The sequence below is a fragment of the Pseudomonas sp. BF-R-24 genome (genome assembly GCF_019947335.1).
Classification (GTDB): Bacteria; Pseudomonadota; Gammaproteobacteria; order Pseudomonadales; family Pseudomonadaceae; genus Aquipseudomonas; species Aquipseudomonas jessenii.
Genome location: NZ_JAGYGG010000032.1, coordinates 37,024 through 63,953 on the forward strand (window position 1 = coordinate 37,024; position 26,930 = coordinate 63,953).

Sequence of the window (26,930 nt, forward strand, 5' to 3'; positions counted from 1 at the left end):
ATTACTGGTACAGATCCTGCTCTTCCCCTCGCACCCCCGGCGTTCAGATTCGCCCGGGGCGTATCTAGATGAACCTGCATCTGCACCGTCTCACAACTAGAAGAGAAAAATAATGACATCTGCACTCAAGACCTTTGTTCCGGGCGCCTTGGCCCTGCTGCTGCTCCTGCCCACCGCCCTTCAGGCCAAAGAAGCCGAAACCCAACAGAAACTGGCCAACGTGGTGATCCTGGCCACCGGCGGCACCATTGCCGGCGCTGGCGCCAGCGCCGCCAACAGCGCAACCTATCAAGCGGCGAAAGTCGGCATTGAACAGTTGATCGCCGGCGTTCCTGAACTGAGCCAACTGGCTAACGTTCGCGGCGAACAGGTCATGCAAATCGCCTCCGAAAGCATCACCAACGAAAACCTGCTGCAACTGGGTCGCCGCGTAGCCGAGCTGGCCGACAGCAAAGACGTCGATGGCATCGTGATCACCCACGGCACCGACACCCTGGAAGAAACGGCGTACTTCCTCAACCTGGTGGAAAAAACCGAGAAGCCGATCATCGTCGTAGGCTCCATGCGCCCAGGCACCGCGATGTCCGCCGATGGCATGCTGAACCTGTACAACGCGGTGGCCGTGGCCAGCAGCAAAGACGCGCGAGGCAAAGGCGTGCTGGTGACCATGAATGATGAAATCCAGTCGGGTCGCGACGTCAGCAAAATGATCAACATCAAGACCGAAGCGTTTAAAAGCGCCTGGGGTCCGCTGGGCATGGTGGTAGAAGGCAAATCCTACTGGTACCGCCTGCCAGCCAAGCGTCACACCATGGATTCCGAATTCGACATCAAGACCATCAAGAGCCTGCCTGACGTCGAGATCGCCTATTCCTATGGCAACGTCAGCGACACCGCCTACAAGGCCCTGGCTCAGTCCGGCGCCAAAGCCATCATCCACGCCGGCACCGGCAATGGCTCGGTATCGTCGCGAGTGGTGCCCGCCCTGCAAGCCCTGCGCAAGGATGGCGTGCAGATCATTCGTTCGTCCCATGTCAACGCCGGCGGTTTTGTACTGCGCAACGCCGAACAGCCTGACGATAAATACGACTGGGTCGTGGCCAACGACCTGAATCCGCAAAAAGCCCGGGTCCTGGCGATGGTCGCGCTGACCAAAACCAATGACAGCAAAGAGCTGCAACGGATGTTCTGGGAATACTGATTCGCCCTCGCCCGACCGGATCCGGTCGGGCACCCCGTGCGCCATTCGCCAGCCTTGGCGAGTGGCTGCCGCGGATCTTACAAAAAAAATCCCTTCGCCTTACGCCAAACGGAACAAATCGCTGTCAGAGGATTTTCTTGGTTTTTAAGCAGTTGCGAAATGGCCTACAGTTAAATACTGTATGCACGTACAGCTTAATAAGGATAATTCCGTGGACACCACCTCAGCCTCTCTCGACACCTATGTACGCATGGGCCTGCGCGTTCAGAAAATCATCAACTCCCCCACCGCACAAAAAGCCAGGGCAGCGTTGATCTTCCGCCTTCCCGACGAGCCGGTGGATGAATGGGAACGCTTACTGGAAGAAATAGACGAAAACGACAACGTCACCCTCGCCTATCGCGACGATGGCGGTGTGCAGATTTTCTGGGTTGTGCCGAAGGAAGATTGAGTCGATGAGTGTTCGCTGGTTTGCTTTGCTGTTTCTGTTTTTTGTCATGGGGGCGCAAGCCGACGCGCCGCGCACTTTTACCGAAGCGAAAAAGGTCGCCTGGAAACTCTACGCGCCCCAGTCCACCGAGTTTTACTGTGGCTGCAAGTACACCGGTAACCGGGTGAACCTTGCAGCCTGCGGTTATGTGCCACGTAAAAATGCCAAACGCGCATCCCGCATCGAGTGGGAGCATATTGTTCCGGCCTGGCAAATCGGCCATCAACGCCAGTGCTGGCAAGAGGGCGGTCGCAAGAACTGCACCCGCTACGACCCGGTTTACCAGAAGGCCGAGGCTGATTTGCACAACCTGGTGCCCAGCATTGGCGAGGTCAATGGCGATCGCAGCAACTTCAGCTTTGGCTGGCTGCCCGAGCAGTCGGGGCAATATGGTTCCTGCCTGACCCAGGTCGACTTCAAGGCCAAGAAAGTCATGCCCCGCCCTTCCATTCGCGGCATGATCGCCCGGACCTACTTCTACATGAGCAAGCAGTATGGCTTGCGCCTGTCGAAACAGGATCGACAACTGTACGAAGCCTGGGACAAGACCTATCCGGTACAGGCCTGGGAACGCCAACGCAATCAGAGCGTGGGGTGCGTCATGGGGCGCGGCAACGAGTTCGTCGGCCCGGTAGACATGAAGGCCTGCGGCTGAATCCAGGACGGGACACTGAAACAAAAAAGGCCCCGGCGCTAAACGCCCGAGGCCTTTTTTTGTTTCTTCAACGTCTGCGCTACGTTATTGAGCGGCTGGACGCTCAAGCACCAGCAATTCGATGTTCTGTTTCTTCGAGCGAGTGAGCGCCGCGCGAACTTCATCCTGCTTGGCTTCGGCTTCGGCTTTCGAATTGAATGGCCCCACCAGGATTCGGGTATTGCCATTCTCCTTGACGACACTGGACATGAAACTGTGCTCGATCAGCCAGCCACTCAGATCACTGACCGCCTGAGGGGTTTCACCTCGCACTTCAAGATCCCATTGCGGACCGGACACTGGCGCGGGTACGGCAGCCATGGCCGGCTTGGGCTTCGGCGCATCCACACGGCTGCCTTCGCCACATCCCGCCAGTGCCAATATCGCGATGATCAAAACCATTTTGCGCACGACGCTTCCCTCCAAATGCATAAAGCGGCGATTTTAACACCCATGAATACTTCACGAGTGCCGTAAAATGGGCTCAAAACAACGAGATTGATGATTGCGGCCTCTGTATAGTTACGTCTTGGGAATTAATGCCGCATCTGCGCGTCAGAAAGAGGCACCCAAACCACGAGACTTCGCACTAATCTATACATACCACCGACCTCTGCACTGTCCGAATCAGGTGCCCCACAAAGCAATCAAGGAGAAGACCATGCTGATACTCACCCGCAAAGTCGGTGAAAGCATAAACATTGGTGATGACATTACGATCACCATCCTGGGCGTAAGCGGCCAGCAAGTCAGGATCGGCATCAACGCTCCGAAGGACGTTGCAGTGCATCGTGAAGAAATTTACCAGCGCATTCAGGCCGGCCTGACCGCCCCGGAAAAGCCGCAATCCTGAATCCCGTTGCAGTCAGTAGCCAGCCCGTTCAGTCCGGAATCACGGCTGGCTAAAGATTCAGCACCCCATCGCCCCGTGCTTTCGCCCCCACTCAACCCCCAAGGGTCGATACTAGCGGCAAGCTCCATCCTTTTGCTGTCAGACTTTTCTGGTTTACCCCAGGGAAGGATGCGTTCACTGCGCAGTCAACCAAGCATCACGCCTCGCGCCATACCAGTCGCTGCCACCACCATCAGCAACACCAGCAGCGCCTCGATATGACTGATCCGTGCAAACAGCTTCGCACGGCCGGTATCGATCGCCACTTTACGGGCAAGCGCTATCCGCCATTTGATCAGCGTCACCATCGGCGCAATCTCCAGCAACAAGATCAGGACGAACAGCGTCATCTTCAGATGAAACAGCGGCTGATGCAGGTAATAGTCCGCGCCCTTCTCGTACCCGCCAAAGGCTCGCACCCCGCCACTGATCAATAAAACGACAGCTGAAATACCCCAGATATTGTCCGCCATCAAAACACTGCGCACCTCTGTGGCGCCATCTGCCAAACGCCGAAAAGCCGTACCTCGAACCAATACCGCCCAGAATCCCAAGGCAAATGCCAGAAGATGAACCGCCGCCAGAAACCATTGAGTCAGCATCGAGAAACTCCTGCCAGGTCGAAGTTGTATGAGCCTGTCAGTAGTAGCCCATGAAATGGCTGCGTGCACGCCATCCGCAGACAATGCCCGGAACACAATATGACAGACCTACTAGACTCCACTGCGCCGGTATTGAGCGTCCATGGCAGTACCCGCCCCAACAGCAACTCACTCTCACCCCATTGAACTGAGTAAACAAAATCATGTGTAAATCATGTGATTCAAGCTCTGCTTCAAACACAACAGGCCGTCGTCGTTTTCTTCAATTTGCCGGATTGAGCGCAGGCGCCCTGCTGCTGACCGGCACACTGCCCGGCAAGATCATCCAGGCAGCCGAAAAAGCGTCAGCCCCACCCAAACCTCAAAACGTAATCAGTCCCGACTTGGCGTTGAAAAGACTGATGGAGGGCAATGCACGATATGTAGGCGGCACTTCCACGACGCACGATTTCAAGGCAGAGCGAGAGGCCTTGGTGTCCGGCCAAAATCCGTTCGTGGCCGTGCTGAGTTGCTCTGACTCGAGGATCGCCCCGGAATATGCGTTCGACACCGCGCGCGGCGATCTTTTCTCCATCCGCGTTGCGGGCAACTTCGTTACGCCGGAAGGCTTGGCCAGTCTTGAATACGGGGTTGCCGTACTGGGCGCCCCGCTGATTCTCGTACTCGGGCATGAGAGTTGCGGTGCCATCGAGGCCGGTATCAAGGCGGTCAAGGATCAGACGATTTTCCCCGGTCATATCCCGAAACTGACTGACGCACTCAAGTCGGCAGTCGAGGCAGTACTCAAGCAGCCCGGGAACTTGATGGAAAACGCCACCGCGCAAAACGTCAAAAATTCGGTCAACAGCCTGAAACAGGCCTCGCCATTGCTGACTGATGCGCAGAGTAAAGGCGCGCTCAAGATCGTGGGCGGTATCTATCGCCTGGCGAGCGGCAAGGTGGAGTTGATCGCCTGATCCGCAATGCGCACGCCCCCAGCATCGGTGCATGACCCCGCATGCAAAGAGCCCAGCGCGACGGCTGGGCTCTGGTTATCTTCGGTTTTGCATCATTTTATCCGCGAGGACTCTGGCCCTCTCGATCAACAGGTTCTGCCTGTCCTCGTGAGTAGCCTCGCCCACAATCGGGGCAGTCAGATTGCTTTCGGCAATCAATGCAGCGCAGAAATATCGATCCCAGACAGCCGTGTCCACAGGTGCCTGCTTGCTCATTTGATCGGCGTTCATAGGCGGCTCCTTTTGATAACGTCGCCTTGCTAGTTTACGCCTGAATAACAAAAAATCCGGACCATCATTCACAGGTACCCGCCATTCGTCGCCTACCGGAACACAACGAGGAATTCGCCCGTATCCGTGGCTTGAGGCTTGCTAAGATCGCCCGTAGCAGCGCCGGAACGACAGGATTCTGACGCCGCAGCCATTCAATCAATGCTTAAGGACGCCAGCGATACGCTTGGTCAGTCACCGGGAGATGTAACGTGTCAACGCTCAACGAAATCGCAATGAACCACGCGAGAATGGCCAAGGAAAAAGCAGGAAAGTCGACCGAACTGAGCGAGCGCCACCTCCAGATCGTAGGGAACTTCGAAGTACCGTCCATTGAAGTACAACAGAACATCCCAATGCACCTGATCGCGGGAGCACAGGAAGGCCACCACGGCCTTGCAGCGACCTTTGCCCTCTGACGCCTACTGAGGCTGGCGACGATCTGAACGATTACCTGGCAATCACTGGTGGCCCGGTATCCGCTCAGCAATCGTCGCGCGTGCATCAACGTTCACGTTGTCCAGCGTGAACGAGCCAGATACTTTGTGAACACCCTGAAGAAATCCAGGACAACAAAAAGGGCCCACCTTTCGGTGAGCCCTTCCAGGCCGCCCATCAGAGGGGACTTTGTCGGGTACGCGCGATGGCCAATGGGTTGAAAGCTAAAAGTTATTTCGCGACATACTTCGCGCCGTGCGGGTCGTCAAGTTTTGCCTGCAATATCCCCCACTCGCGCTGAATGATCGAGTAAGGAATAAAGATGCTGATCCTCTCAGCCCCCTTTACGCCGGAGTGATTGCTCACATCGTTCAGGGTGGTTGAATAGAAACCAATATTGATGCCGACAATACAGCCGTCACTTGTGATGACCGGCCCACCCGACATGCCCTTGATCAGTGGGGCATCATGGATGGCATAGAGATCACCGCTGTGTTCGGCGGTATTGACGAAAGGCGTTTGATATACCTTGCCCTTCCCGGAAGTGGTCATGAGGTAAGGACTCGCCCCAACGGCAGTTATGCTCTCGCCCACACGCGGTGCGCGCCATGACGGGTAGCGGCCGTTGGCCTTGTGCAGGATGAAGACGAGATCACAACCTGTGCTGCAGCTGTACTTCACGTTGGGGATGAACGGAGTGTGACGGGTGGTTACGGCGTAGTCATCGTTCCACTGCACGGCCGAGGCCATGTATAGATACGGTGCAGGAAAGCCCGAGTAGACTGAAAAATATGAATCACTCGCAGATCCCGAAAAGTCGGGTTTTACGATGCCGTTGCATCCTGCAGTTACAGCTCCAATTAAAAAGTAGGCCATGATCTTGATCATGATATACCACCGACTTAATAGGGAGAATGTGACTGTTTTTTGTTGTCAATATTTTGTCTTTTATCGGGTTGCAATACTCCTCGCCGCCTGTTCTAGTTTGACGCTTTCTTACTTATGGCTGAGTTTGTAATGGGCCGTATGAATAAATCGCGCTAAGACCAATCGCTTTTCTAACAACTTTAAAAGTTCAAATATTTGGCGCCTGAAAAACGTTAAAGACGAGAATAAAAATCAAGAGTTGCTATAGACTCCCTCGCTAATGGCGCCAACGGTCATGGGAAGTAGCACCTACCTGAATCATTCGCCATGCCCGTTACCCACAAAAGCAACAAGAAGGCTGAAGGCAATCCAGTTGTCCTGCACTACAGCGGCGCCGTAACTCACTAACGAAACTCAATGACTGCCGACGGATCAGCACCCATCCTTTTTTTCTCTCCCGTTAAGCCCGCCCATACGGGGTTTGTTCGCCTGCCACCTACAGTTCGCCTGCTACCTACAGTTCGCCTGCTACCTACAGTGTGCGCACCTCTTGGGCTACGCTTTTTTTGTGCATGGAGGAAGCGCGATGCCAGAATGTCTTATCGCCGCCCCGCTCAATCCTTCCGACGAAGATTTTATTGCCTTCGATGAAGTTGCTGCCTGGATCGACCAGCGCGGCTATAAGTGTGTATCTGATCGCATCAACAGGCCGATGCTACAAACTTGAGTATTTAACAACCCCCAACGCCTGCCTTCTAACAATCTGACGATTATCAAATTAACTCGCATGGAATGTGTAGTGTTTGACTTACTAACAAGCAGCGGGGAACGTGTTATTGGCAACGAGGAAATCCTTATGAAGTTAAATAAGGAGCCTTATAATTACAAAGGATTGCCCATGCGCCACAGTAGACTGCAAGCGAAATCCAAGAAGTTCACTAAAGGCGACAACCTCCTCCGTTCAGTAAGAAGCCGTGTTTACTGCTGATCATGTGCATCAATCATCACTTGAATGGCGTTTACCCTGACCAGTTGCTGGCCATTCAGTAATCCATCTGAAACACACCAGGCCGGGCAAGCGGTAATGACTTTACCCAGAGCAGCGCCAAGTGTCCCGAACACAACCCTGAAAAAAATTGACATTGAGCCTGCCGGTGAACGGCAGGCGATAAATCGCTATGAGGGCCACGCTACGTGAGGTTGTCGGTGAATGCCTGCGGTCGCCACTGGCGTCACCGCGCCTGATCCACTACAAGCCCGGGGCGCCGCGCACGCCTACGACCACGTACCGGCCGGCGAGCGCCCCACTTTTCATGAGATCCGAGCCCTGGGGACATGGCTGTACGAACGGAAGAAATTCCCACAGGAGTCCTTCCAAGCGTTGACGGGGCATGCAGATGAGAAGGTGACGAAGCACTATCAGGAGGGGCACGACGAAAAGAAGATCGAGTATGTGGAGTTGGGCGCCAAGTTGGCGTTTTGAGTGGGGGGGTGCAAATTGCAGACAACAAAAAAGGGCCCACCTTTCGGTGAGCCCTTCCAGACCGCCCAGCAGAGCGGATTTTGTTTGGTAGGCGCGATTGGACTCGAACCAACAACCCCCACCATGTCAAGGTGACCGGTAAACAGTCATAACGCTTTGATCTATAAGAAAAAATAAGACTTTTTCAACCCCCTCAAAACCGCCACATCTCCCTATAAGAATCAATAACTTAGCGTTGTATATTCCTACAGTAGTGCCACCTTTCTGCGGCGTTCTGTCGACCTACACTCCAAGCCCACAGGTCGCCCCTGCTACGCTGAAAACTCCAAGGAGAATTCGCGATGCCAAACTCTGACCTGCTCCCTTCCCTGCTCTTCAAGATCAATGAAACCAACTCGCCCTGGAAGCAGCCATCATGGAGCTTTCGAACTGGGTCGAGCAGCGCGGGTCGGCCGATGTCGCCGATAACGTACGCTGCTCCCTAGAAGCCATCGACAAGAATGAGGAGTTCATCAAGATGACGCTCGCGGTGATAATGGCGCCGGAGTGACTGCAATCGATTAATGGAGTCCAGTAAGTATGACCCGTTCTCGCTCGTCACAGGCTCAAAAAGACCTCGCCAATATTCTCGGTATAAAGATAACCAAAGACACGTTCGATGTAGCTGCTGCACGCCTCTTAGATCATGTGGCCGCCGCCATCAGGCATGAACCGACCGAGCCATCGGCGACATGCAAAGGGCCTATGGGGGAGTGCCCACAGGTCATAATTGATCAACAAGCGGCTGCGCTAATCACAGATTGGTTGATCCAAATTTATGCACCGTCAAATACCTGTTGACCTGACTGATTCGTACCAACAAACTTTCTTTCCTTGGGTATTTCTATAGGTTTGTCTGATGCGTAAATCATTCACTGTCGTTGCATTAAGCCTTCTTGTATCGCAGTACTCCCTCGCTGGCGAAGCCACCAACACAGCTATCGGTGGCGGTGTCGGTGGAGCCCTTGGAAGCGTCGTCGGTCAGGCTGTGGGGGGTAGCACCGGCGCTGCGATCGGAGCCGGCGTAGGTGGCGCAGCTGGGGGCGCAATGACCGCGAAGAGTGGCAACAAGACCGAATCAGCCATCGGCGGCGGGCTCGGTGCAGCGGGTGGTCAGGTAATCGGCAACAGTGTTGGTGGTTCCACTGGTGGCCTGATCGGCGCTGGACTGGGCGGCGCAGCAGGTGGTGCTATCGGCAACAATCTGGCCAACGATAACGATCACGATAACGACCACTACGACCACAAGCATAAAAAGAAGTACAAGAACAAACATAAACACAAACATGACGACTGATCTCGGATTCCGAGATTGAGCAATTGGAAGCTTTGTTTCAAAAGGGAGTGGACGTGGCTCTCTCCCTTTTGGTCGTATTTCAAACTGGGCACTCATTGGTGCGCCTTTCTGCACTGACGAAACGCCATGCAGGGAAATCCCTTATTCTTCATCCTGCCCTCCAGCGGCAGCTCAATCTGCGCCGGCAGCGCCACAAACGACCATTACACCTCCCCCCTATCAGCGCCTTCCACTGAAGTAAATTTCACCTAGTCTTTAATAGAACGTGGACCAATCTATAAATATTTTTGTGACAATTATTTAACTTCCCACCCGCTTCTCGCCGATGTTTAACTCCCCCGGAGGACAGGGTTATCGGGACGCTAGTTCATGGAGAGATTCCCTTCCCTCAATGATGTCTCATGACTTGCCCCGAACTGCTCTCCAGCAGATCGGGGATTTTTTCCTGCCTCCGGCGTTCTGCCGACCGCATACAATTCCTACCTCGAAAGACCTTCATGCACCTGTTCGCAGGTCAATTCCCGGGTTCGGGCTTGGTCGGCAATTGCAGCCAGGTCGCCCGTTCTCTGGTCAGCGCGCTTGAACACGTTGGCAAGCACCATTGCGGCGTGGGTAGCCGTCTAGCTTGCGGCGGCAGTACAGGAATTGCCGCTGGCTTCACTGGCTGCGAGTCGACGGGCAAGGTTGTCGGCGACGAGCTGCACGTCGTCAGCAGCAGCGCGAGCGGCAGCAGCATCAGCCATTGCTTGATCGATGTTTCGTTGCCCATCTTGAGCCGCCTTGTTGATTGATTGTTGGTAGGCCTGCTCTTTGGTGCGCTCGGTGGCCTCATTGAGTGCCCTCGCCTCGGCGTCCCGGGTGTCGCGATCATTCCATTCTGACTGCCACTTTTCATCCGTGACCGTCACGCCGTGGTGATAGGCGCCGAACAGCGCGCCCAGCACCATAGCTATGAGCAACAGAACAGCGCCTGCTTTCAGGTAGGTCGTCATGCTCAGTCCTCCTACTCCGGCAGATCGACCGTTTGTCCGGCTAGCGCGTGGGTGCAATCGCCCAGGAACTGGATACGGCCATCGGTGACGAACGAATGACATACACGCTCCGTACGCCACTCCTTGAATTCTTCAATGGCGTCAGGGTTAGCCGGATACCTGACTAAGATCGAAGGCGTGAACGTCGGACTTTCCGCACTACCATTCCAGCCCCAGCGTGGACCGGTCCCGGCGCCATGCTGAATGGCATGTGCGCCATCGCAGCCAGGACACCAGAACGTCAGACCATTGTCATTGCTGTCTCTCAGAACTTTCGATAGGCGACTCATGGCACATCCTTGAAGAACACATGGTGACCGAGCGCCAGCGTCTGCTTGGCACCTTTCACCCAGGCCGGCGGCTTGGGCATGGTGGTCGCGTAGTTATGGGTGGCACCACCGGTGGGATCCGGCACCTTTCCATCGATCACCTGGTCAGCGGCGATCCGTGCCTGCGCCAACTCGCGGAACGGAATCGGCTTCGCGCCACTCAGGGAGGCGAAGTTCGGGTCGCTCTTGTTCCAGCAGCTGAACTGGTAGGGTTTCTGGCATACGACGGCATAGCCCTCCCCCCAACACGATTTGTCCTTGCCGTCTTTCACGCGGTTGCGGATAGTCCAAGCCACGGCGATCTGGCCGGCCAAGGATTCGCCGCAGGCCTCGCCCCACAGCGTGCGGGCGAGGATATCGCGGTCTTTTTCTGTGACGGTCATGCTTTTCTCCAGACGTAAAAAAACCCGCTCAGGGCGGGCTTATGGCGGGTCAATAACAGCTACTGCTGCCGTGTGCTTGGCATTCGCTTTCAGAGGAAAACGAATGTAATCGTTCTTGGGCGAATTTTTGACGCCTGAAATCAATCGCTGGATATCCTGGAGCTCCTAGCTACCATCAGGGAATGGCTGGTACGGACCTAAGGAAAAATATGAGCATCGCACCTAAGAACGGATGGAAGTGGGCCTACAAAAAACTACTTGCCTTAGGCTGCTCGCGCTGGACAGCAGCCTATAGAGCGACGATTTATTCCGTCCGAGGCGATACAGGATCGTTTTATGTCGATCGCAGCTGGGAGAAGATCCGCCTTCGACGCGAATAGCGCCGGCGTTCGGGGGGATCTGCAGCGGTTGCTGCGATGTGAAGGACATTCCTTTTTTCCAGGCAAAAAAATCCCGCTCGATGGCGGGTGCGTTTGGATCTATTGATTCAGGCTTCGACGGTAGGCTCTTCACCAGATGGAGACGCCTCGGCGGGAATTTCAGAAATTTTCACGGGATCAGGGGTCGGTACTAAGATGTGCAAGGTGATCATGTGCTTCAGGTCGTATGGCAGACCGTCCTTTGTCACAGTCACCATTAGTTCCCCATCGGTAAAAACGGTCTCGACATCAGCACGGTTATCGACCTGATTGACCGTAAAGCCCCAGCCCTCGTCGACGGGGGGGGAAAGGCACCATGCCCAGGCACCCGATAACTTTGTAAACGCCCTTCGAGATTCGCGAAGAAGACACTGGAGTGTCGCCCTGAGTAACAAAGTCGTAAGTGGCGCCAGTAGTGCCCAGAATGTTGATCGCAGCTCTTGTCATAATCAGATCGCCTTCAATGTGCCGTCAGCGGCGCGCGTGGTGTTGCCGTCGTGGTAGATCTTGCGCCAAGCAGAAAAACCAGCTGCACCAGACAGACAACGAAATCCCATTTCCGAAGTAGCGTAATCAACAGCGATTTGGCCGCCGTAGTTAGCGCCACCGCTAAACAATGCCGATAACTCGATAAGCGCCCCAAACCCTGTACCAAACGTCGGGCGCCCCTGCGTTGTGCTTGCGTATCGATAGAAACCAGTAGAATAAATTTCTACGCCCGAAGCATCACTCAAGAGTGGTAGCCCAGGATTGAATTGGGTCCCCACACCGAATCCGCCAACTGGCATTGCATTGCCGGCGGCAGTGCCGAGATTTACGTTGGATGCAGTACCAAGTAATGCCTGGCGCGCGTACAACTCAACAAAATTGCTCTCGGTTTTAGTGCACTCCGCGGCGTATCCCCGCCGACTCCGCTCGGTGAAGTACCGAGCAGTATCGTCTGCTTAGCCATTTGATCGTCCTCAATTTTAAGTGAAAGCCCGCACTGGGGCGGGATGCAAACGTTGGTTTAAACACTGATCTTGGCGAATACCGCAGGCATGAAAAATGCGAACGGGTTACTAAAGCCGTCGGTCAAGGCGTACAGCACGCCGGCATTAAAGTCCCACAGTGTTTTAACGCTTCGCCCGGAACCCGAACCCGTCAGCATGTTCATGCCGAAAGTATTAATCAGCAGGTATTCGTTTTCTGGAAAGTTAAACGGCACACTGTAAAAATTACGCGAACTGCCCGTTGCCGTAATTTCATAGCGCAAATAGTTCCAGTTCTGGAACGACCGGGTAAACAGCGCCCGTTCGGTTGGTTGGTGTTGTCGTCATAGGCCCGCACATAAAACCCGGTCCAGTTTCCGGCCGAGCCGATCACCTGCATGGACGCCAGCCCGGCGATGCCGCCGGTGTCGGGCCGGCAGAACACTAGCGGCGGCTCAGCGATGGTAATCACCCGGGGAAAGTACGTGGTTGTGGACCTCGAGCAAAACACCATCAAGGTGTCACCCGGGAAAACGCAGAACTACGGAAAGCCCGTGCACCTGGAGATTGTCATGGGCCAGGCGCTGCGGGAGGTGGTGTTGGAGTGTATGAAGTCGCCGGTCGTCTGCCCGTACCTCATCCACTACTCGCCGAAGGCGCGCAAACGCACCCAGTTGGACGCCAAGCTACACTGGAACGCGGTGACGGCGGACTACCTGACCAAATCATTTGCCCAGGCTCGGGACGATTCGAAGGCCTATGAGGACATGCCAGCCGGCGAGCGCCCCACTCTCCACGAGATCCGCGCTCTCGGCGCCTGGATTTATGAGCAACAGGGCTTCGAGCAGGAATACATCCAAGGTTTGATGGGGCACGCCGACGTGAAGATGACCGAGCACTACCAGGCGGGGCACGGTGATGAAGCGGTGGTTTACATGAAGGTGAAAGCCGACCTGAAGGTGTAGCGCGTTGGTCGTTTGCCCAAAATATTCCCAAAGTTTGCCCAAACACCAGACAACAAAAAAGGGCCCACCTTTCGGTGAGCCCTTCTAGACCGCCCAGCAGAGCGGATTTTGTTTGGTAGGCGCGATTGGACTCGAACCAACGACCCCCACCATGTCAAGGTGGTGCTCTAACCAACTGAGCTACGTGCCTGCTGTGAGGCGGCATTCTACGGAATTCCGGAGGGGTGTCAACACCTTTTTTCGCGCTAACCCTATGAATATGCAAAATATTTAATTTTGCCGGTACAAAGAAGATTTTCCGGGTGCTGGCGGGCGATTTTCAACTCGGGTAGGATCAACGCACTCGTAAAATATATTAAACAGAGGCTGCCGGATGGCTAACACTCCCTACCCAGAATCCTATTACGCCGCATCGGCCAATGCGGCTCCACCGCGCCCGGTGTTGCAGGATGACGTGGAGACCGATGTCTGTGTGATTGGCGCCGGTTATACGGGGCTGTCCGCTGCCCTGTTTCTGCTGGAGAACGGTTTCAAGGTCACCGTGCTCGAGGCTGCCAGAGTGGGTTTCGGGGCGTCCGGGCGTAATGGCGGCCAGATCGTTAACAGCTATAGCCGCGATATCGATGTCATCGAGCGCACGGTCGGTCCCAAGCAGGCCCAGTTGCTGGGGCAGATGGCGTTCGAGGGTGGACGAATCATTCGTGATCGGGTCGCCAGGTACAACATCCATTGCGACTTGAAGGACGGTGGCGTGTTCGCCGCGATGACCGCCAAGCAGATGGGCCATCTCGAATCCCAGAAGCGCCTGTGGGAGCGTTTCGGGCACACCCAGCTTGAGTTGATGGATCAACGCCGCATCCGCGAAGTGGTGGCTTGCGATCAATACGTCGGCGGGATGCTCGACATGAGTGGCGGCCACATCCATCCGCTTAACCTGGCGCTGGGTGAAGCGGCGGCGGTCGAGTCCCTGGGCGGGACGATCTATGAGCAGTCGCCGGCCATACGCATCGAGCGCGGCGCCAGCCCGGTGGTGCATACGCCGCAGGGTAAGGTCCGGGCCAAATTCATCATCGTCGCCGGCAACGCTTATCTGGGCAATCTGGTGCCGGAACTGGCCGCCAAGTCGATGCCTTGCGGAACGCAGGTGATTACCACCGAGCCATTGGGTGAAGAACTGGCCAAGACATTGCTGCCTCAGGATTACTGCGTCGAAGACTGCAATTACCTGCTCGACTACTACCGCCTCAGCGGCGACAAGCGCCTGATTTTCGGTGGTGGCGTGGTGTACGGTGCGCGGGATCCGGCGAACATCGAAGCGATCATCCGGCCGAAGATGCTCAAGGCATTCCCGCAGCTCAAGGACGTGAAGATCGATTACGCGTGGACGGGCAACTTCCTGCTGACCCTGTCGCGCCTGCCCCAGGTCGGACGCCTGGGCGACAACATCTACTATTCCCAGGGCTGCAGCGGCCATGGCGTGACCTACACGCACCTGGCGGGCAAGGTGCTGGCCGAAGCCCTGCGCGGCCAGGCCGAGCGTTTTGACGCCTTTGCCGACCTGCCCCACTACCCGTTCCCCGGCGGCCAGTTGCTGCGCACACCGTTTGCGGCATTGGGTGCGTGGTATTACGGATTGCGGGACAAGTTCGGGTACTAAGCGACACGCAATACATTGTAGGAGCGAGCCTGCTCGCGATATCGGTCTGGCAGCCAACGGATGTGTTGGATGTTACGACCTCATCGCGAGCAAGCTCGCTCCCACAGGTTTTGGGGGTTAGAGACGATCTCGTGGGATACCGCTGCGAATCCGCAGGATGTCCGCCAGTACCGCCAGGGCAATCTCGGCTGGCGTCTTGCTGCCCAGGTTCAAGCCGATCGGCGCATGAATCCGCGCCAGTTCGGCATCGCCCAAGCCACCAATACGCCGCAACCGCTCGAAGCGCTTTTGCGAGGTCTGCATGGAGCCCATCACACCGATGTAGAACGCCTCGGTGCGAACAGCCTCCATCATTGCCAGGTCATCGATACGTGGATCATGGGTCAACGCCACCACCGCCGTGTCGCTGTGGCAACCGCCGTCAGCGATGAACACCGACGGCAGTTGGCGGCGAATCTCCACGTTTTCCAGCACGACGCCTTCGAGCACTTCGTCCCGCGGGTCACACAGAATCACCTCGAACCCAAGCCCCACGGCAAACTCCGCACAGGCCTGGGCGACACTGGAATACCCCGCCAGCAGCAAGCGCTGGGCCGCGCCGACGCGTACACGCACCCGGTCGATTTCACGCTCGATACGCACACCCTGTTCATGATCATCGAACAGGCTGCGCGCACCGCTTTGCAGATCAACCTCGCGGATCAACCGACGTCGGCCCAACAGTGCCGACTCCAGCTCCCGCAGATGCGCTTGCACCTCGCAATCGGCCTCGAGCTTCTCGACCAGCACGTCCAGCACCCCGCCACAGGGCAGGCTGACGCGTGAGCGTGGATCGTCGCCTTCGCCGTAACGAACAACACAAACTGGCTCCAGAAACGCGCCCTCGGCGACTCGCTCGAGAAAGTCTTCCTCGACACAGCCACCGGACAGCGAGCCAATCCAGTGCCCCTGCGTGTTCACCGCCAGCAGCGAACCCGGTGCGCGCGGTGCCGAGCCGTAAGTGGCCAGCACCGTACACAGCCAGATGCGCTGACCGGCCGTAGACCACTCCAGCGCCCGGCGCACCACTTGCAAATCCAGATGCTGCATATCAGTGGGCCTTGTGCTCGAGCGGCGGCGCATCGGCCCGCAACTTCTGCACGTCGTTTACAGCCAGATCATTCGGCTGACCACCCCAGCCCTGACGCAGGTAGTTCAGCAGGTCCGTGAGTTGTTCGTCATTCAGCTTGTCGACAAACCCTGGCATCGGCTGCATATGTTCGAAACCGGAGAACTTCTGCTCGCCGATACCGTCGTCGATCACCCGCACCAGGTTGCGTGGATCTTCCAGGCGCAGCGTGGTGTTGCCGCGCATGGCCACGGCGATGTGCGGTTTGCCCTCACCGCCCGGTGCATGGCAACCGGCGCAGACATTCAAATATTCCTGACGGCCACGCTGGGCACTCGGGCTCAGTTTGTCCAACGGCACTTCGACGAGCACTTTCGCCGCAGGCGGCTGATCGCCGAGCAGGAAAGTCGCCATCGCCGCCAGATCCGGATCGCTGAGGCTTTGGGTGCTGTTGTGGAACACCGGGAACATCTCGTTGAACATCGTGCCCTGGGCGCTCATGCCGTGTTTGAGGAACGAGCCAAGGTCTTGGTGATTCCAGCCACGGGCCGCCAGGTCAGTGGCCAGCAGGCTCGGCGCCAGATAACCATTGAGAATGCCGCCGGTCATGCGCTTGTCCTGCTGCATCGCGCCAGGCAAGCCACGTGGGGTGTGGCACTCGCCACAGTGCCCCAGCACGTCGACCATGTACTGACCGCGCTTCCAGGCTTCGCTTTTGCCTTCAGCCGGTTCCAGCTTCACGTCCTTGCCGTACATCATGTTCCAGCCCATCAGGCCCAGGCGCACGTTGAACGGGAAGCTCAGGCTGGTGACCGGTGCTGCGCGCTCGATCGGCGCGACGGTTTTCAGGTAGGCATGAATCGCGTCGGAATCTGCACGCGGGATCAGGTGATACGAGGTGTAGGGCATCGCCGGATACAGGTTCGCGCCATCACGGCGCCTGCCTTCGGTCAGCGCGGCGAAGAACTCGTCATCGTTGTACAGACCGATACCGTGCTCTTTGCTCGGGGTGATGTTGGTGCCGTAGATCGTGCCGAACGGCGACACGATCGGCAGGCCGCCCGCGTACGGCGCGCCACCCGGTGCGGTGTGGCACGCCATGCAGTCGGCGGCGCGGGCGAGGTACTCGCCTTGCTTGACCTGCGCATCATCGGCGTGAGCTGCCACCACAGGCGCAGCCAGACCAACCGCCAACGCCAGGCGGCTAAGTAGAAGCTTCATGCTTAACCCTCCTTGACCAGGCCGAGATCGGTCAGCACGTTGCGGGTGGCGCTGTAGTAGCGCACGTACCCGGTGCAACGGCAGATGTGATGACCGAGGCTGTCCTCGATGACTTTTTCCAGCTGGCTTTTGACGATGGGCTGACGCTGCAGCTTTTCCACCAGCACGGTCGCGGCATTCACGAAGCCCGGCGCGCAGTAGCTGCACTGGAAGGCGAACTCGTCGACGAAACGCTGCTGGATCGGGTTCAGCTCGGTGACCTTGCCCTGCTCGTCGCAGGTCGCATGGCCTTCGATGGTCCGAACCTTCTTGCCTTCGAAATAGTGCGCGCCGGTGATGCAGGTGCGCACTTCTTCACTGGTACCGTCCGGGTTGTCGACGATCACCACGCAGGCGTGGCAGATGCCCTGGCCGCAGCCCAGGCGCGAACCGGTGAGGTTCTTGTATTCGTGCAGGTAGTCGATCATCGGCAGGTCATCAGGGATGTCCACCGGGCCGACGGATTGACCGTTGAGGGTCAGTTGAAGCGGACGGTTAGCCATTGAGGGCCTCCTTGATGCGTGCAGAAGTGATAGGCAGGTCGCGGACACGTTTACCGATGGCATGGGCCACGGCGTTACCGATGGCACCGACCACCGGGATCATCACCACCTCGGCGATGCCCTTGGACGGGTCGCTCGGCGACAATGGCGGCAGGATTTCCGCGGTCTGTTTCCACACCGCGACGTGACGCGCCATCGGCAAGCGGTAACGGTTGAAGTTCCAGTCACCCTCCCCCGGCCCGCCTTCGTACAACGGCATCTCTTCCATCAGCGCATGGCCGATGCCCATGGCGATCCCGCCTTCGAGCTGACCCCTGACGAGTTCTTCCACCAGCACCCGACCGCACTCGACCCACGAGTGATGGTTGAGTACCGACACCTCGTTCGAACCCTTGTTGACCTTCACTTCCACCAGCGTCGCGACCGGGCTGTAGTAAGTCACCGCCGCGTTGTTCAGCTGGGTCGCCGGGTAGGCGATGCCCTGCCGATCCAGCAGATGGAAACCGGCGCTGTTCATCTGCGCCTTCTTCGCCTTCGGTGCACCGTCGCCGTACTTCACGGCCAGACCGTCGAGCGGCAAGCGCTCACGCACGCCGTCGATGCTGAATTCGGCCTCGGCCCAGCTCCAGCGGTTGAAACCGTGCACGGTGGCGCCGCTCACCAGGCCACGTTCGTGAACGCGCTTGGCCAGCATGGCGAAAGGCAGTGGCTCCATACCGTTGGCCGTGAGCTTGCCGTCGACCCAATGGGCGTCTTCGCGGCGCACCACGTAAGGGTTGGCCTGACCGCCGTAAGGGCCTTGTCGCCAGATTTCCAGAGCCGCCGGCCACAGGCCGTGGTTGAACAGCACGCGCGCCGCTTCACGGGTCGCGTGGCTGAAGTAGTACGCCGAGTTGGTGGCCGACGAAGCCGAAGCGACCTTGCCGACCCAGCGCGGATTGCGCAGGAAGTTGTCCTGCTCGGCCTGGCTCATGATGTACGGGTTGCCGCCACTGACCAGCTGCAACTCTTTCCATTCGGTTTCGCCGGTCTTCACTTCGTGCGCCGGAACACCGAGGAAATCGGCCACGACCATGGCCTGGGAGGTGGACATGCCGGTGCCGATTTCGATACCGATGTGGCGCAGGCTGATGCGACCTTCGGCGGTGAATTCAATGCTGGCCATCGGCGCTTCGGAACCGGTGCCGAAGTCTTTCTGGCAGATGGCGAAACCCACCCCGTACCAGTTGTCCGGATCGGCGGCTTCGCGTTGTTTCTTGATCGCGTCGCGGTTTTTCCAGGTGTCGTGGACCGCCGCCTTGTCGAGAATCTCGTGCAGGCGCAAGGCACCGGCCGGGATCGCGCCCTGGGTGTTTTTCATGCCCGAGCGCAGTGCGTTCTTGCGACGCAACTCAATGGCATCGACACCGAGGCGATCGGCGATTTCGTCGACCATCATCTCGGTCGCCGCCATGCTTTGCAGGGTGCCGTAGCCACGCATCGACCCGGCTTCAACGGCGCGGGAGTGATAAGCCGTGACCTGCAGATCGTTCTGCGGCATGTAGTAGATCGACTGTGCGGCCGTGGCGCCCACCGCAGCCACCGACGGGCTGTAGTTGATTCGTCCGCCACCGTCGACGCTCATCTCGGAGCGGAAAATCTTGAAGCTGTGGTCGTTCTTGTCCACCGCCAATTGGTAGCGAATGTCGAACGGGTGACGCTTGATGCCACTCTGGAACTGCTCGTAGCGGTCGTTGGCCAGGCGTACCGGTACACCGGCGCCGTACAACGCTGCGAGGGCTGCGTAGTAGACGAAAATGTTGTGGTCCTTGGAGCCGTAACCGACGGTGTAACCTGGGTGCATGTTCAGGTTGGCCAGGCCGAAACGCGACGGCGCGATCATCTTCGCGGTTTCGGTCGCGGCTTCCAGCGGACACTGGGTGGCGACGACGAAATGCAGGGTCTTGGTGGCCGGGTCGTACCAGCCGTTGCCGTTGTCAGGCTCCAGGGCGGCCGGTTCGATCGACGGGGTCTTGTAGCGTTCGTCGAACACCAGCCAGTTGTCCGGCGGCGTATCGATTTGCTGCTTCATGCGCTCGGCGTAGAACAGCCCGCGCTCGGTCAGGTTGCCGTGCAGGTTCGGCTGGGAGTTCCACACCGGACGACGGTTTTTCAGCATCGGGAACAGAATCGAATCCTTGAGGCTGGCGAATTCGTCTTCGTCCGCCGAGGTCGCGCCGCCGACGCGCACGTAGCGGAAGCTGCCGTACGGATCGCCTTCGTAGAACGGCACCTGGGCACCGTAACGAATCGCCTTATCATTGAATTTGAGTTGGTTCTTGGCCTGACGGAAGCGCTCGAAGTCGTTCCAGATCAGGATCGCCACCGGGTGCCCGATGAACATCGGCACCTTGCCGGCCGGCAACAGCGGATCCGGGGCGTGCTCCTCGGGGAACACGATACCGTCCTTGACCAGGTCTTCGGCGGTGACGATGCGGTCAGGTTGCAACTCGGCACCGAGCCACGACAGGTCGATGCCTGCAAAGATGTGGTCGGCCTTGATGGTTTTGAGCAGCATGGCGTGGCCTTGCTGCTGCGGCCAGCCCGGCATGTCCTTGGCGCGGATGTCGCGGGCAAAGACCTTGCTGCCGCAGACCTTGGACAAGGCATCGTTACGGGCGCGCGCCTTGCCATTGTTGCCAAGCCACTGCTCGGACGGCACGGTCACGCTGTTTTCCATCAAGGCGGCCAGCGCCTGGCTGCTCAATGGCGTGAGCGTCACGCTCACACCCGCTACCAGCCCGCCCTGAAGGAACGAGCGCCGGGATATATCACGGTTGGACATGGATCATCCTCTGGGCGGTTATGGGGTCCGCCCTTCTGGTTATGTTCTGGAAATCTCGAGTCTTGCAGAAGCCCTTTTCGACGATGCAAAGGGCTGTTGTTGACAGTGCAAAGCTGACCGAAAGGTTAAGTTTATAGGCTTATGCCTTCGCGGAAAACTAAAAACTGACCAAGAAATCAAAAAACCGCGGCTTTTCGTCGCAGCAGATCGATGAACAACCCCAACTCCCGGCTGATGTGCTCGCCCTTGCGCAACAACAACCCGAATGGCGCCATCTGCACATCCAGTTCCACCGGCAGCGCCACCACCAGGCCCATTTTAAGATAGTCGCGCAATGCGGTTTCCGACAGGACCATGATCGCGTCGGTCAGCTGAATCAGTTGCTGCATGGAGTACACCGAACTGCATTCGATGATGTCTGCCGGCAACGGCAACGCCAGGCGCTGCAACGCCTGATCCAGACCGATGCGCGCCGGACTGGTTTCCGGTTGCAGGATCCACGGCCAACCGCCGACCAGCTCCGCCATCTCCAGTTTTTTGCGCCGGGCCAGCGGGTGGCCGGCGTGCACCACCACCAGCAAGCGTTCGTTACCCAGTTGCTCGAAGACGTAATGCTCACTGTCGGTGGCGGCATTGCGCCGGGCGATGGCAAGGTCGATGCGACCCTGTTCCAGCAACTGGATCACCTGGTCGCTGGTGTCGCCCATGATGCGGATCCGCAGCTGCGGATTGAGGGCCTTGATCTCGGCAATCGAATCCATGACCAGGTCCGGCGCCGCGCCCATGATGGTACCGATCGACAGATAGCCGTAGCCGCCCTGCTGCCGTGCCATCAGGTCCTCGGCGCAACGGTCGAGGCCACTGAGGGCCGATTCGGCAAAGCGAATCAGCTCCTGGCCCAACGCTGTCGGGCGCATCCCCCGCGGCAGGCGTTCGAACAGATCGCAGCCGAACATGTCTTCAATCTCATGGAGCATGCGGGTTGCCGCCGGTTGCGACATGTTCAGGCTTTGCGAAGCGCGGTGCAGGTTCTGGCTGCTGCTGAGCGTCACCAACATGTGCAGATGCTTGTAACGCAGGCGATTGAGCAGGCTGCGGGAGATGATCGGCGTGGTCATGACGGGCCTTTTTTATCGATACCCTGAAGGTATCAGTTGTGAGCTAGATTCGATTTGTAACGCATCGATCAGCGGCCGTACAGTCTTCCCCATAAGAACAAATGCCCTACCAAAGGAAAACTGCGATGAAGACTCTACCCGCGCCTCTGCTCGCCAAAATTTCCTGGCGGCTACTCCCGTTTCTCCTGCTGATGTACATCATGGCCTTCCTCGACCGCGCCAACGTCGGGTTCGCCAAACAAGCCTTTCAAGCCGACACCAATATCAGCGATGCCGCCTTCGCCTTCGGCGCCGGGGTGTTTTTCGTGGGTTACGCGTTGCTTGAAGTGCCGAGCAACCTGATCCTGCACCGCGTCGGCGCCCGCCTGTGGATGTGCCGGATCATGGTCACCTGGGGGCTGGTCTCCGCCGCCATGGTCTTCGCCCACACAGAAACCAGCTTCTACATCCTGCGCTTTCTGCTGGGCGTGGCCGAAGCCGGCTTCTTCCCCGGCGTGATCCTCTACCTCACCTACTGGTTCCCCAGCGCCGTGCGCGGCAAGGCCATGGGTTTCTTCTATTTCGGTGCACCGCTGGCCTTCATCTTCGGCAGCCCGCTGTCCGGCCTGCTGCTGGAACTGGACGGCTTCGCCGGCTTCCACGGCTGGCAATGGCTGTTTGCCGTTGAAGGCCTGATGGCGACGGCTGTGGGCATCTGGGCCTACTGGTATCTGGACAACCGCCCGGCCGACGCCAAGTGGCTGACTGTCGAAGAACGCCAGCAAGTGCAAAGCCTGCTCGATCAGGAAGACAGCCATAAACAGAATCACGGCCGCAGCCTGCTCAACGTGATCTGCCAACCCTCGGTGCTGTACCTGTGCCTGATCTACCTGTTGATCCAGGCCAGCGTCTATGGCGTGGTGTTTTATCTGCCGAGCCAGGTCGGAGGGCTGCTGGGGACCAAGGTCGGGCTGATGGTCGGCCTGGTCACGGCGATCCCCTGGATCTGCGCATTGATCGCCGCCTACCTGATTCCCGGCTACAGCGACCGCACCGGCGAACGCCGCCGCACCGCCTGCCTGACCTTGCTCATGGCCGCCGCCGGGATCGCCTGCTCGGTGACCTTCAGCAACCCGCTGCTAGGGATCATCGCCCTGTGCTTTGCCGCCTCCGGCTTCATCGCCGTGCAACCAGTGTTCTGGACCTTCCCCTCCAGCTACCTCGCCGGTAGCGCCGCCGCGGCCGGGATCGCCCTGATCAACTCGTTCGGCGCTCTCGGTGGCTTCATCGCCCCGGTGCTGAAGAACTGGGCCGAAGGCGCCTTCCACTCACCGGCAGCAGGCTTGTACGTGCTGGCCGCTACCACCGTCATCGCCGCGTTGCTGGTGCTGGGCATACGCGCGCCCGGCCATAAAGCCTCGAACAAACCGGCCACCGTTTAAACCTGAGGAGTCACACCATGGGCATTCCAACCATCAAACACGTCCGCGCTTTCACTCTGCGAGGCGGCGGCGCGGATTATCACGACCAGGCCGACGGCCACTGGATCGACGATCACATCGCCACGCCGATGAGCAAATACCCCGAGTACCGTCAGAGCCGCCGCACCTTCGGCATCAACGTACTCGGCACCCTAGTGGTGGAAATCGAAGCCAGCGACGGCACCGTCGGTTTTGCCGTGACCACTGGCGGCGAACCTGCCGCGTACATCGTCGAGAAACACCTGGCGCGCTTCCTTGAAGGCGCCCGGGTCACCGACATCGAAAAAATCTGGGACCAGATGTACCAGTCGACCCTGTATTACGGGCGTAAAGGCATCGTCATCAACACGATCTCCGGCGTTGACCTGGCACTGTGGGACTTGCTCGGCAAGATCCGCCAGGAGCCCGTGCACCAATTGCTCGGCGGTGCGGTGCGCGACGAATTGCAGTTCTACGCCACCGGCGCCCGTCCGGACCTGGCGCAGAAAATGGGCTTCATCGGCGGCAAGATGCCGCTGCACCACGGCCCGGCCGAGGGCGAGGAAGGCCTGCGCAAGAACCTCGAAGAACTGGCCACCATGCGCGAACGCGTCGGCCCTGACTTCTGGCTGATGCTCGACTGCTGGATGAGCCTGGACCTCAATTACGCCACCAAACTGGCGGTCGGCGCCCACGAATACGGCTTGAAATGGATCGAAGAAGCCCTGCCGCCGGATGATTACTGGGGCTACGCGGCCCTGCGCAACAACGTGCCCAAAGGCATGCTGGTGACCACCGGCGAACACGAAGCCACCCGCTGGGGTTTCCGCATGCTGTTGGAGATGGGCTGCTGCGACATCATCCAGCCGGATGTCGGCTGGTGCGGCGGGATCACTGAACTGGTGAAGATCTCGGCCCTGGCCGACGCCCACAACGCGCTGGTCATCCCCCACGGCTCTTCGGTGTACAGCTATCACTTCGTCGCCACCCGGCATAACAGCCCGTTCGCCGAGTTCCTGATGATGGCGCCGAAGGCTGACGAAGTGGTGCCGATGTTCCACCCGCAATTGCTCGGCGAACCGGTGCCGGTCAATGGCCGCATGCGCCTGTCCGCGCTCGACCAGCCAGGTTTCGGCGTGACCCTCAACCCCGAATGCCAACTGCATCGGCCGTATAACCGCTGAGAAAGGAGTTCGACATGAACATGCCGCACAACGCGTTCAAGGCCGCGCTGAACAGCTCAGCGACCCAATATGGCATCTGGGCCGGGTTCGCCACCGGCTACGCCGCCGAGATCGTCGCCACCACCGGTTACGACTGGATGCTGATCGATGGCGAGCACGCTCCCAACACCGTGCCCGGGGTACTCGCTCAGTTGCAGGCCGTGGCGCCTTACTCGACCGCGCCAGTGGTGCGCGCAGTGAATGGCGATGCCAACCTGATCAAGCAACTGCTGGACATCGGCGCACAGACGCTGATGATCCCGATGGTCGAAACCGCCGAGCAGGCACAGGCACTGGTGCGCGCCATGCGCTACCCGCCCCACGGCATTCGCGGTGTCGGCGGCGGCCTGACCCGCGCCACCCGCTGGGACGGTGTGCCGGACTACCTGAATACCGCCCATGAACAACTGTGCCTGATCGTTCAGGTGGAATCGCGCACCGGCGTGGAAAACGTCGCAGCGATTGCCGCCGTCGAGGGTGTGGATGCGGTGTTTATCGGCCCGGCGGATTTGTCGATCGGCCTGGGTCATGCCGGCAACCCCGGCCATCCGGAAGTCCAGGAGCGGATTCAACACGCGGTGAACGCCACACTGGCGGCCGGCAAGGCCTGCGGGATTCTTGCCCCGAACGAAGAAGACGCCCGTCGCTACCAGCGCTGGGGCTGCCAGTTCATTGCAGTGGCCATCGACATCAGCCTGCTACGCCAAGGCGCCATGGCCACCCTCGCCCGCTACCGCGAACCCGCTGCCACTCAAGCGCCGTCGCGCACTTACTGATCTGCCAAGGAGTCGCACCATGTCATCCGTGCCTGTTTACGAAAACTTCATCGACGGCCAGTTCGTGGCCAGCGCTGCCCATCTCGATGTGATCAACCCGGCCACCGGCGCCGTGCTGTCGAAAGTCCCGGCCTCGACCGCCGAAGACGTCGGGCGCGCCCTCGCCGCCGCCCGTGCCGCCCAGAAAGGCTGGGCGCGCAAACCGGCCAATGATCGCGCCGGCCACCTGCGCCGGATCGCTGCCAAACTGCGGGAAAACGTCGCGCACCTGGCGCGCACCATCACTCTGGAACAAGGCAAGATCAGCGGACTGGCGGAAGTCGAAGTCAATTTCACCGCCGACTACCTCGACTACATGGCCGAATGGGCCCGGCGCATAGAAGGTGAAATCATCACCAGCGACCGTCAGAACGAAAATATCTTCCTGTTCCGCAAACCACTGGGCGTGGTGGCCGGGATCCTGCCGTGGAATTTCCCGTTCTTTCTGATCGCTCGCAAGATGGCCCCGGCCCTGCTGACCGGCAACACCATCGTCATCAAGCCCAGTGAAGAAACCCCGAACAACTGCTTCGAATTCGCCCGACTGGTGGCCGAAACCGACCTGCCGCCCGGCGTGTTCAACGTGGTCTGTGGCGACGGGAAGGTCGGCGCCGCCCTGAGTTCGCACAAGGGCGTGGACATGATCAGCTTCACCGGCAGCGTCGACACCGGCTCGCGGATCATGGCTGCCGCCGCACCGAACATCACCAAGCTCAACCTGGAACTGGGCGGCAAGGCACCGGCCATTGTGCTGGCGGATGCGGACCTCGACCTGGCGGTCAGGGCGATCCGCGATTCGCGCATCATAAACAGCGGGCAGGTGTGCAACTGTGCCGAGCGGGTGTACGTCGAACGCAAGGTGGCGGATCAATTTATCGAACGCATCGCAGCGGCCATGAGCGCAACCCGTTATGGCGACCCGATTGCCCAGCCCGACGTCGAGATGGGCCCACTGATCAACCGCCAGGGGCTGGAAAGCGTCAACCGCAAAGTCCGCACCGCGCTGAGCCAGGGCGCAAGCCTGATCAGCGGCGGGCAGATGGCCGACCTGCCCAATGGCTTCCATTTCCAGCCAACGGTGCTGGCGGGTTGCCGCGCGGACATGGAGATCATGCGCGAAGAGATTTTCGGCCCAGTGCTGCCGATCCAGATAATCGACGACCTGGACGAAGCCATCGCCCTGGCCAACGACTGCGACTATGGTCTGACTTCATCGATCTACACCCGCGACCTGAGCAAAACCCTGCAGGCCATGCGTGAACTGGATTTTGGCGAAACCTACGTCAATCGCGAGAACTTCGAAGCGATGCAGGGCTTCCACGCCGGCGTGCGTAAATCGGGTATTGGTGGCGCGGATGGCAAGCATGGGCTGTATGAGTACACCCATACTCATGCGGTGTATTTGCAAGGCTGATTGCCGAATTCCAACAACCGAGCAGGAGCGTGCTTGCTCGCTCCTGCAGTATGGGTCGCAAAAACTTAAATCGCAGATCGAGTAGGAGGCGGATTTACATCCGCCGTCCTCTCACACCACCGTACGTACGGTTCCGTATACGGCGGTTCAGGTTAAGCGGTTAAGCCGGGTTATCGTGTCCAGTATTGAGACCAGCCCGAGTT

The 26,930-nt window shown here is 58.6% G+C and carries 26 protein-coding genes, 1 tRNA gene and 3 pseudogenes; 15 read left to right on the forward strand and 15 right to left on the reverse strand.

The window, feature by feature from the left end; genetic code table 11:
* Window positions 1–112: 112 nt before the first annotated feature.
* From KGA98_RS21920 to KGA98_RS21930, 3 genes are all read left to right on the forward strand, one after another.
* Window positions 113–1,201, forward strand: a complete 1,089-nt coding sequence (locus tag KGA98_RS21920; RefSeq protein WP_057715549.1) for an asparaginase — start codon at window positions 113–115, stop codon at window positions 1,199–1,201.
* A 181-nt stretch (window positions 1,202–1,382) separates the two neighbouring features.
* Complete coding sequence (locus KGA98_RS21925; RefSeq protein WP_150812524.1) at window positions 1,383–1,652, forward strand: DUF1654 domain-containing protein; 270 nt, start codon at window positions 1,383–1,385, stop codon at window positions 1,650–1,652.
* Between the two features lie 4 nt (window positions 1,653–1,656).
* A complete protein-coding gene (locus KGA98_RS21930; protein WP_150812523.1) occupies window positions 1,657–2,346 on the forward strand; it encodes an endonuclease in 690 nt (229 codons plus the stop codon).
* A gap of 84 nt (window positions 2,347–2,430) precedes the next feature.
* Here KGA98_RS21930 and KGA98_RS21935 read toward each other — a convergent pair whose 3' ends face one another.
* Window positions 2,431–2,796, reverse strand: coding sequence for an SPOR domain-containing protein (locus KGA98_RS21935; RefSeq protein WP_150812522.1), 366 nt, complete (start codon window positions 2,794–2,796; stop codon window positions 2,431–2,433).
* A 250-nt stretch (window positions 2,797–3,046) separates the two neighbouring features.
* Here KGA98_RS21935 and csrA point away from each other — a divergent pair, with 250 nt between their 5' ends.
* Window positions 3,047–3,238, forward strand: a complete 192-nt coding sequence (csrA, locus tag KGA98_RS21940) for a carbon storage regulator CsrA (protein WP_007975691.1) — start codon at window positions 3,047–3,049, stop codon at window positions 3,236–3,238.
* Window positions 3,239–3,423: 185 nt separating this feature from the next.
* On the opposite strand, the gene KGA98_RS21945 is transcribed toward csrA, so the two are convergent.
* A complete protein-coding gene (locus KGA98_RS21945; RefSeq protein ID WP_150812521.1) occupies window positions 3,424–3,879 on the reverse strand; it encodes a DUF2214 family protein in 456 nt (151 codons plus the stop codon).
* Window positions 3,880–4,082: 203 nt separating this feature from the next.
* Here KGA98_RS21945 and KGA98_RS21950 point away from each other — a divergent pair, with 203 nt between their 5' ends.
* The gene (locus KGA98_RS21950) at window positions 4,083–4,835 is read left to right on the forward strand and encodes a carbonic anhydrase (protein ID WP_154860600.1); all 753 of its coding nucleotides are present in this window, start codon (window positions 4,083–4,085) and stop codon (window positions 4,833–4,835) included.
* A gap of 75 nt (window positions 4,836–4,910) precedes the next feature.
* On the opposite strand, the gene KGA98_RS21955 is transcribed toward KGA98_RS21950, so the two are convergent.
* Window positions 4,911–5,105 carry a hypothetical protein gene (locus KGA98_RS21955; RefSeq protein WP_056722222.1) on the reverse strand — a complete coding sequence of 65 codons (195 nt, stop codon included), beginning with the start codon at window positions 5,103–5,105 and terminating at the stop codon, window positions 4,911–4,913.
* A gap of 251 nt (window positions 5,106–5,356) precedes the next feature.
* Here KGA98_RS21955 and KGA98_RS21960 point away from each other — a divergent pair, with 251 nt between their 5' ends.
* On the forward strand, window positions 5,357–5,563 hold the full coding sequence (locus tag KGA98_RS21960; RefSeq protein ID WP_150812519.1) for a hypothetical protein: 207 nt from the start codon (window positions 5,357–5,359) through the stop codon (window positions 5,561–5,563).
* A 250-nt stretch (window positions 5,564–5,813) separates the two neighbouring features.
* Here KGA98_RS21960 and KGA98_RS21965 read toward each other — a convergent pair whose 3' ends face one another.
* On the reverse strand, window positions 5,814–6,470 hold the full coding sequence (locus KGA98_RS21965; RefSeq protein ID WP_150812518.1) for a trypsin-like peptidase domain-containing protein: 657 nt from the start codon (window positions 6,468–6,470) through the stop codon (window positions 5,814–5,816).
* Window positions 6,471–7,659: 1,189 nt separating this feature from the next.
* Between KGA98_RS21965 and KGA98_RS21970 the strand changes: the two genes are divergently transcribed.
* The 3 genes and pseudogenes from KGA98_RS21970 (at window position 7,660) to KGA98_RS21980 (ending at window position 9,268) form a co-directional block, all read left to right on the forward strand.
* On the forward strand, window positions 7,660–7,932 hold the full coding sequence (locus KGA98_RS21970; protein ID WP_223473717.1) for an integrase: 273 nt from the start codon (window positions 7,660–7,662) through the stop codon (window positions 7,930–7,932).
* 341 nt (window positions 7,933–8,273) lie between these two features.
* A pseudogene (locus tag KGA98_RS21975) lies at window positions 8,274–8,482 on the forward strand (hypothetical protein).
* Between the two features lie 348 nt (window positions 8,483–8,830).
* On the forward strand, window positions 8,831–9,268 hold the full coding sequence (locus KGA98_RS21980) for a glycine zipper domain-containing protein (RefSeq protein WP_150812517.1): 438 nt from the start codon (window positions 8,831–8,833) through the stop codon (window positions 9,266–9,268).
* 479 nt (window positions 9,269–9,747) lie between these two features.
* Here KGA98_RS21980 and KGA98_RS28765 read toward each other — a convergent pair.
* From KGA98_RS28765 to KGA98_RS22005, 5 genes and pseudogenes are all read right to left on the reverse strand, one after another.
* Window positions 9,748–10,362: pseudogene (locus KGA98_RS28765) on the reverse strand (DUF2514 family protein).
* Complete coding sequence (locus tag KGA98_RS21990) at window positions 10,272–10,589, reverse strand: DUF6527 family protein (RefSeq protein WP_150812516.1); 318 nt, start codon at window positions 10,587–10,589, stop codon at window positions 10,272–10,274. Before KGA98_RS21990 ends, KGA98_RS28765 begins: the two are co-directional and overlap by 91 nt.
* Complete coding sequence (locus KGA98_RS21995; RefSeq protein ID WP_150812515.1) at window positions 10,586–11,011, reverse strand: cell wall hydrolase; 426 nt, start codon at window positions 11,009–11,011, stop codon at window positions 10,586–10,588. The genes KGA98_RS21990 and KGA98_RS21995 overlap by 4 nt, the downstream gene beginning before the upstream one ends.
* 868 nt (window positions 11,012–11,879) lie before the next feature.
* Window positions 11,880–12,164, reverse strand: coding sequence for a hypothetical protein (locus KGA98_RS22000; RefSeq protein ID WP_150812514.1), 285 nt, complete (start codon window positions 12,162–12,164; stop codon window positions 11,880–11,882).
* Between the two features lie 275 nt (window positions 12,165–12,439).
* Window positions 12,440–12,894, reverse strand: a pseudogene (locus KGA98_RS22005) (hypothetical protein); the annotation flags it as partial.
* Here KGA98_RS22005 and KGA98_RS22010 point away from each other — a divergent pair.
* On the forward strand, window positions 12,863–13,366 hold the full coding sequence (locus KGA98_RS22010) for a tyrosine-type recombinase/integrase (RefSeq protein WP_150812550.1): 504 nt from the start codon (window positions 12,863–12,865) through the stop codon (window positions 13,364–13,366). The pseudogene KGA98_RS22005 and the gene KGA98_RS22010 overlap by 32 nt on opposite strands.
* Window positions 13,367–13,479: 113 nt before the next feature.
* Here the strand turns inward: KGA98_RS22010 and KGA98_RS22015 are convergent.
* Window positions 13,480–13,556, reverse strand: a tRNA-Val gene (locus tag KGA98_RS22015).
* 183 nt (window positions 13,557–13,739) lie between these two features.
* On the opposite strand from KGA98_RS22015, the gene KGA98_RS22020 reads away from it, so the two are divergent.
* Window positions 13,740–15,023, forward strand: coding sequence for an NAD(P)/FAD-dependent oxidoreductase (locus KGA98_RS22020; protein WP_150812512.1), 1,284 nt, complete (start codon window positions 13,740–13,742; stop codon window positions 15,021–15,023).
* Window positions 15,024–15,140: 117 nt separating this feature from the next.
* Here KGA98_RS22020 and KGA98_RS22025 read toward each other — a convergent pair whose 3' ends face one another.
* From KGA98_RS22025 to KGA98_RS22045, 5 genes are all read right to left on the reverse strand, one after another.
* Entirely contained in the window at window positions 15,141–16,112 is a 972-nt protein-coding gene (locus tag KGA98_RS22025) for an XdhC family protein (RefSeq protein ID WP_223503786.1), read from the reverse strand.
* Window position 16,113: 1 nt separating this feature from the next.
* Complete coding sequence (locus KGA98_RS22030) at window positions 16,114–17,352, reverse strand: cytochrome c (RefSeq protein ID WP_150812510.1); 1,239 nt, start codon at window positions 17,350–17,352, stop codon at window positions 16,114–16,116.
* A 2-nt stretch (window positions 17,353–17,354) separates the two neighbouring features.
* On the reverse strand, window positions 17,355–17,894 hold the full coding sequence (locus tag KGA98_RS22035; protein WP_015095868.1) for a (2Fe-2S)-binding protein: 540 nt from the start codon (window positions 17,892–17,894) through the stop codon (window positions 17,355–17,357).
* The gene (locus tag KGA98_RS22040) at window positions 17,887–20,718 is read right to left on the reverse strand and encodes a xanthine dehydrogenase family protein molybdopterin-binding subunit (RefSeq protein ID WP_090454239.1); all 2,832 of its coding nucleotides are present in this window, start codon (window positions 20,716–20,718) and stop codon (window positions 17,887–17,889) included. The genes KGA98_RS22035 and KGA98_RS22040 overlap by 8 nt, the downstream gene beginning before the upstream one ends.
* A 176-nt stretch (window positions 20,719–20,894) precedes the next feature.
* A complete protein-coding gene (locus tag KGA98_RS22045) occupies window positions 20,895–21,836 on the reverse strand; it encodes a LysR family transcriptional regulator (RefSeq protein WP_150812509.1) in 942 nt (313 codons plus the stop codon).
* Between the two features lie 125 nt (window positions 21,837–21,961).
* Here KGA98_RS22045 and KGA98_RS22050 point away from each other — a divergent pair, with 125 nt between their 5' ends.
* Genes KGA98_RS22050 through aldA form a run of 4 tightly spaced genes read left to right on the forward strand, consistent with a single transcriptional unit; the run spans window position 21,962 to window position 26,727 of the window.
* Window positions 21,962–23,257, forward strand: a complete 1,296-nt coding sequence (locus tag KGA98_RS22050) for an MFS transporter (RefSeq protein ID WP_090454238.1) — start codon at window positions 21,962–21,964, stop codon at window positions 23,255–23,257.
* Between the two features lie 17 nt (window positions 23,258–23,274).
* Window positions 23,275–24,459 carry an L-rhamnonate dehydratase gene (gene rhmD, locus KGA98_RS22055; protein WP_008067008.1) on the forward strand — a complete coding sequence of 395 codons (1,185 nt, stop codon included), beginning with the start codon at window positions 23,275–23,277 and terminating at the stop codon, window positions 24,457–24,459.
* Window positions 24,460–24,473: 14 nt separating this feature from the next.
* Window positions 24,474–25,274 (forward strand): aldolase/citrate lyase family protein, encoded by an 801-nt coding sequence (locus KGA98_RS22060; RefSeq protein ID WP_102668747.1) that lies wholly within the window; start codon window positions 24,474–24,476, stop codon window positions 25,272–25,274.
* A 19-nt stretch (window positions 25,275–25,293) separates the two neighbouring features.
* The gene (gene aldA / locus KGA98_RS22065; protein WP_150812508.1) at window positions 25,294–26,727 is read left to right on the forward strand and encodes an aldehyde dehydrogenase; all 1,434 of its coding nucleotides are present in this window, start codon (window positions 25,294–25,296) and stop codon (window positions 26,725–26,727) included.
* Window positions 26,728–26,930 lie beyond the last annotated feature (203 nt).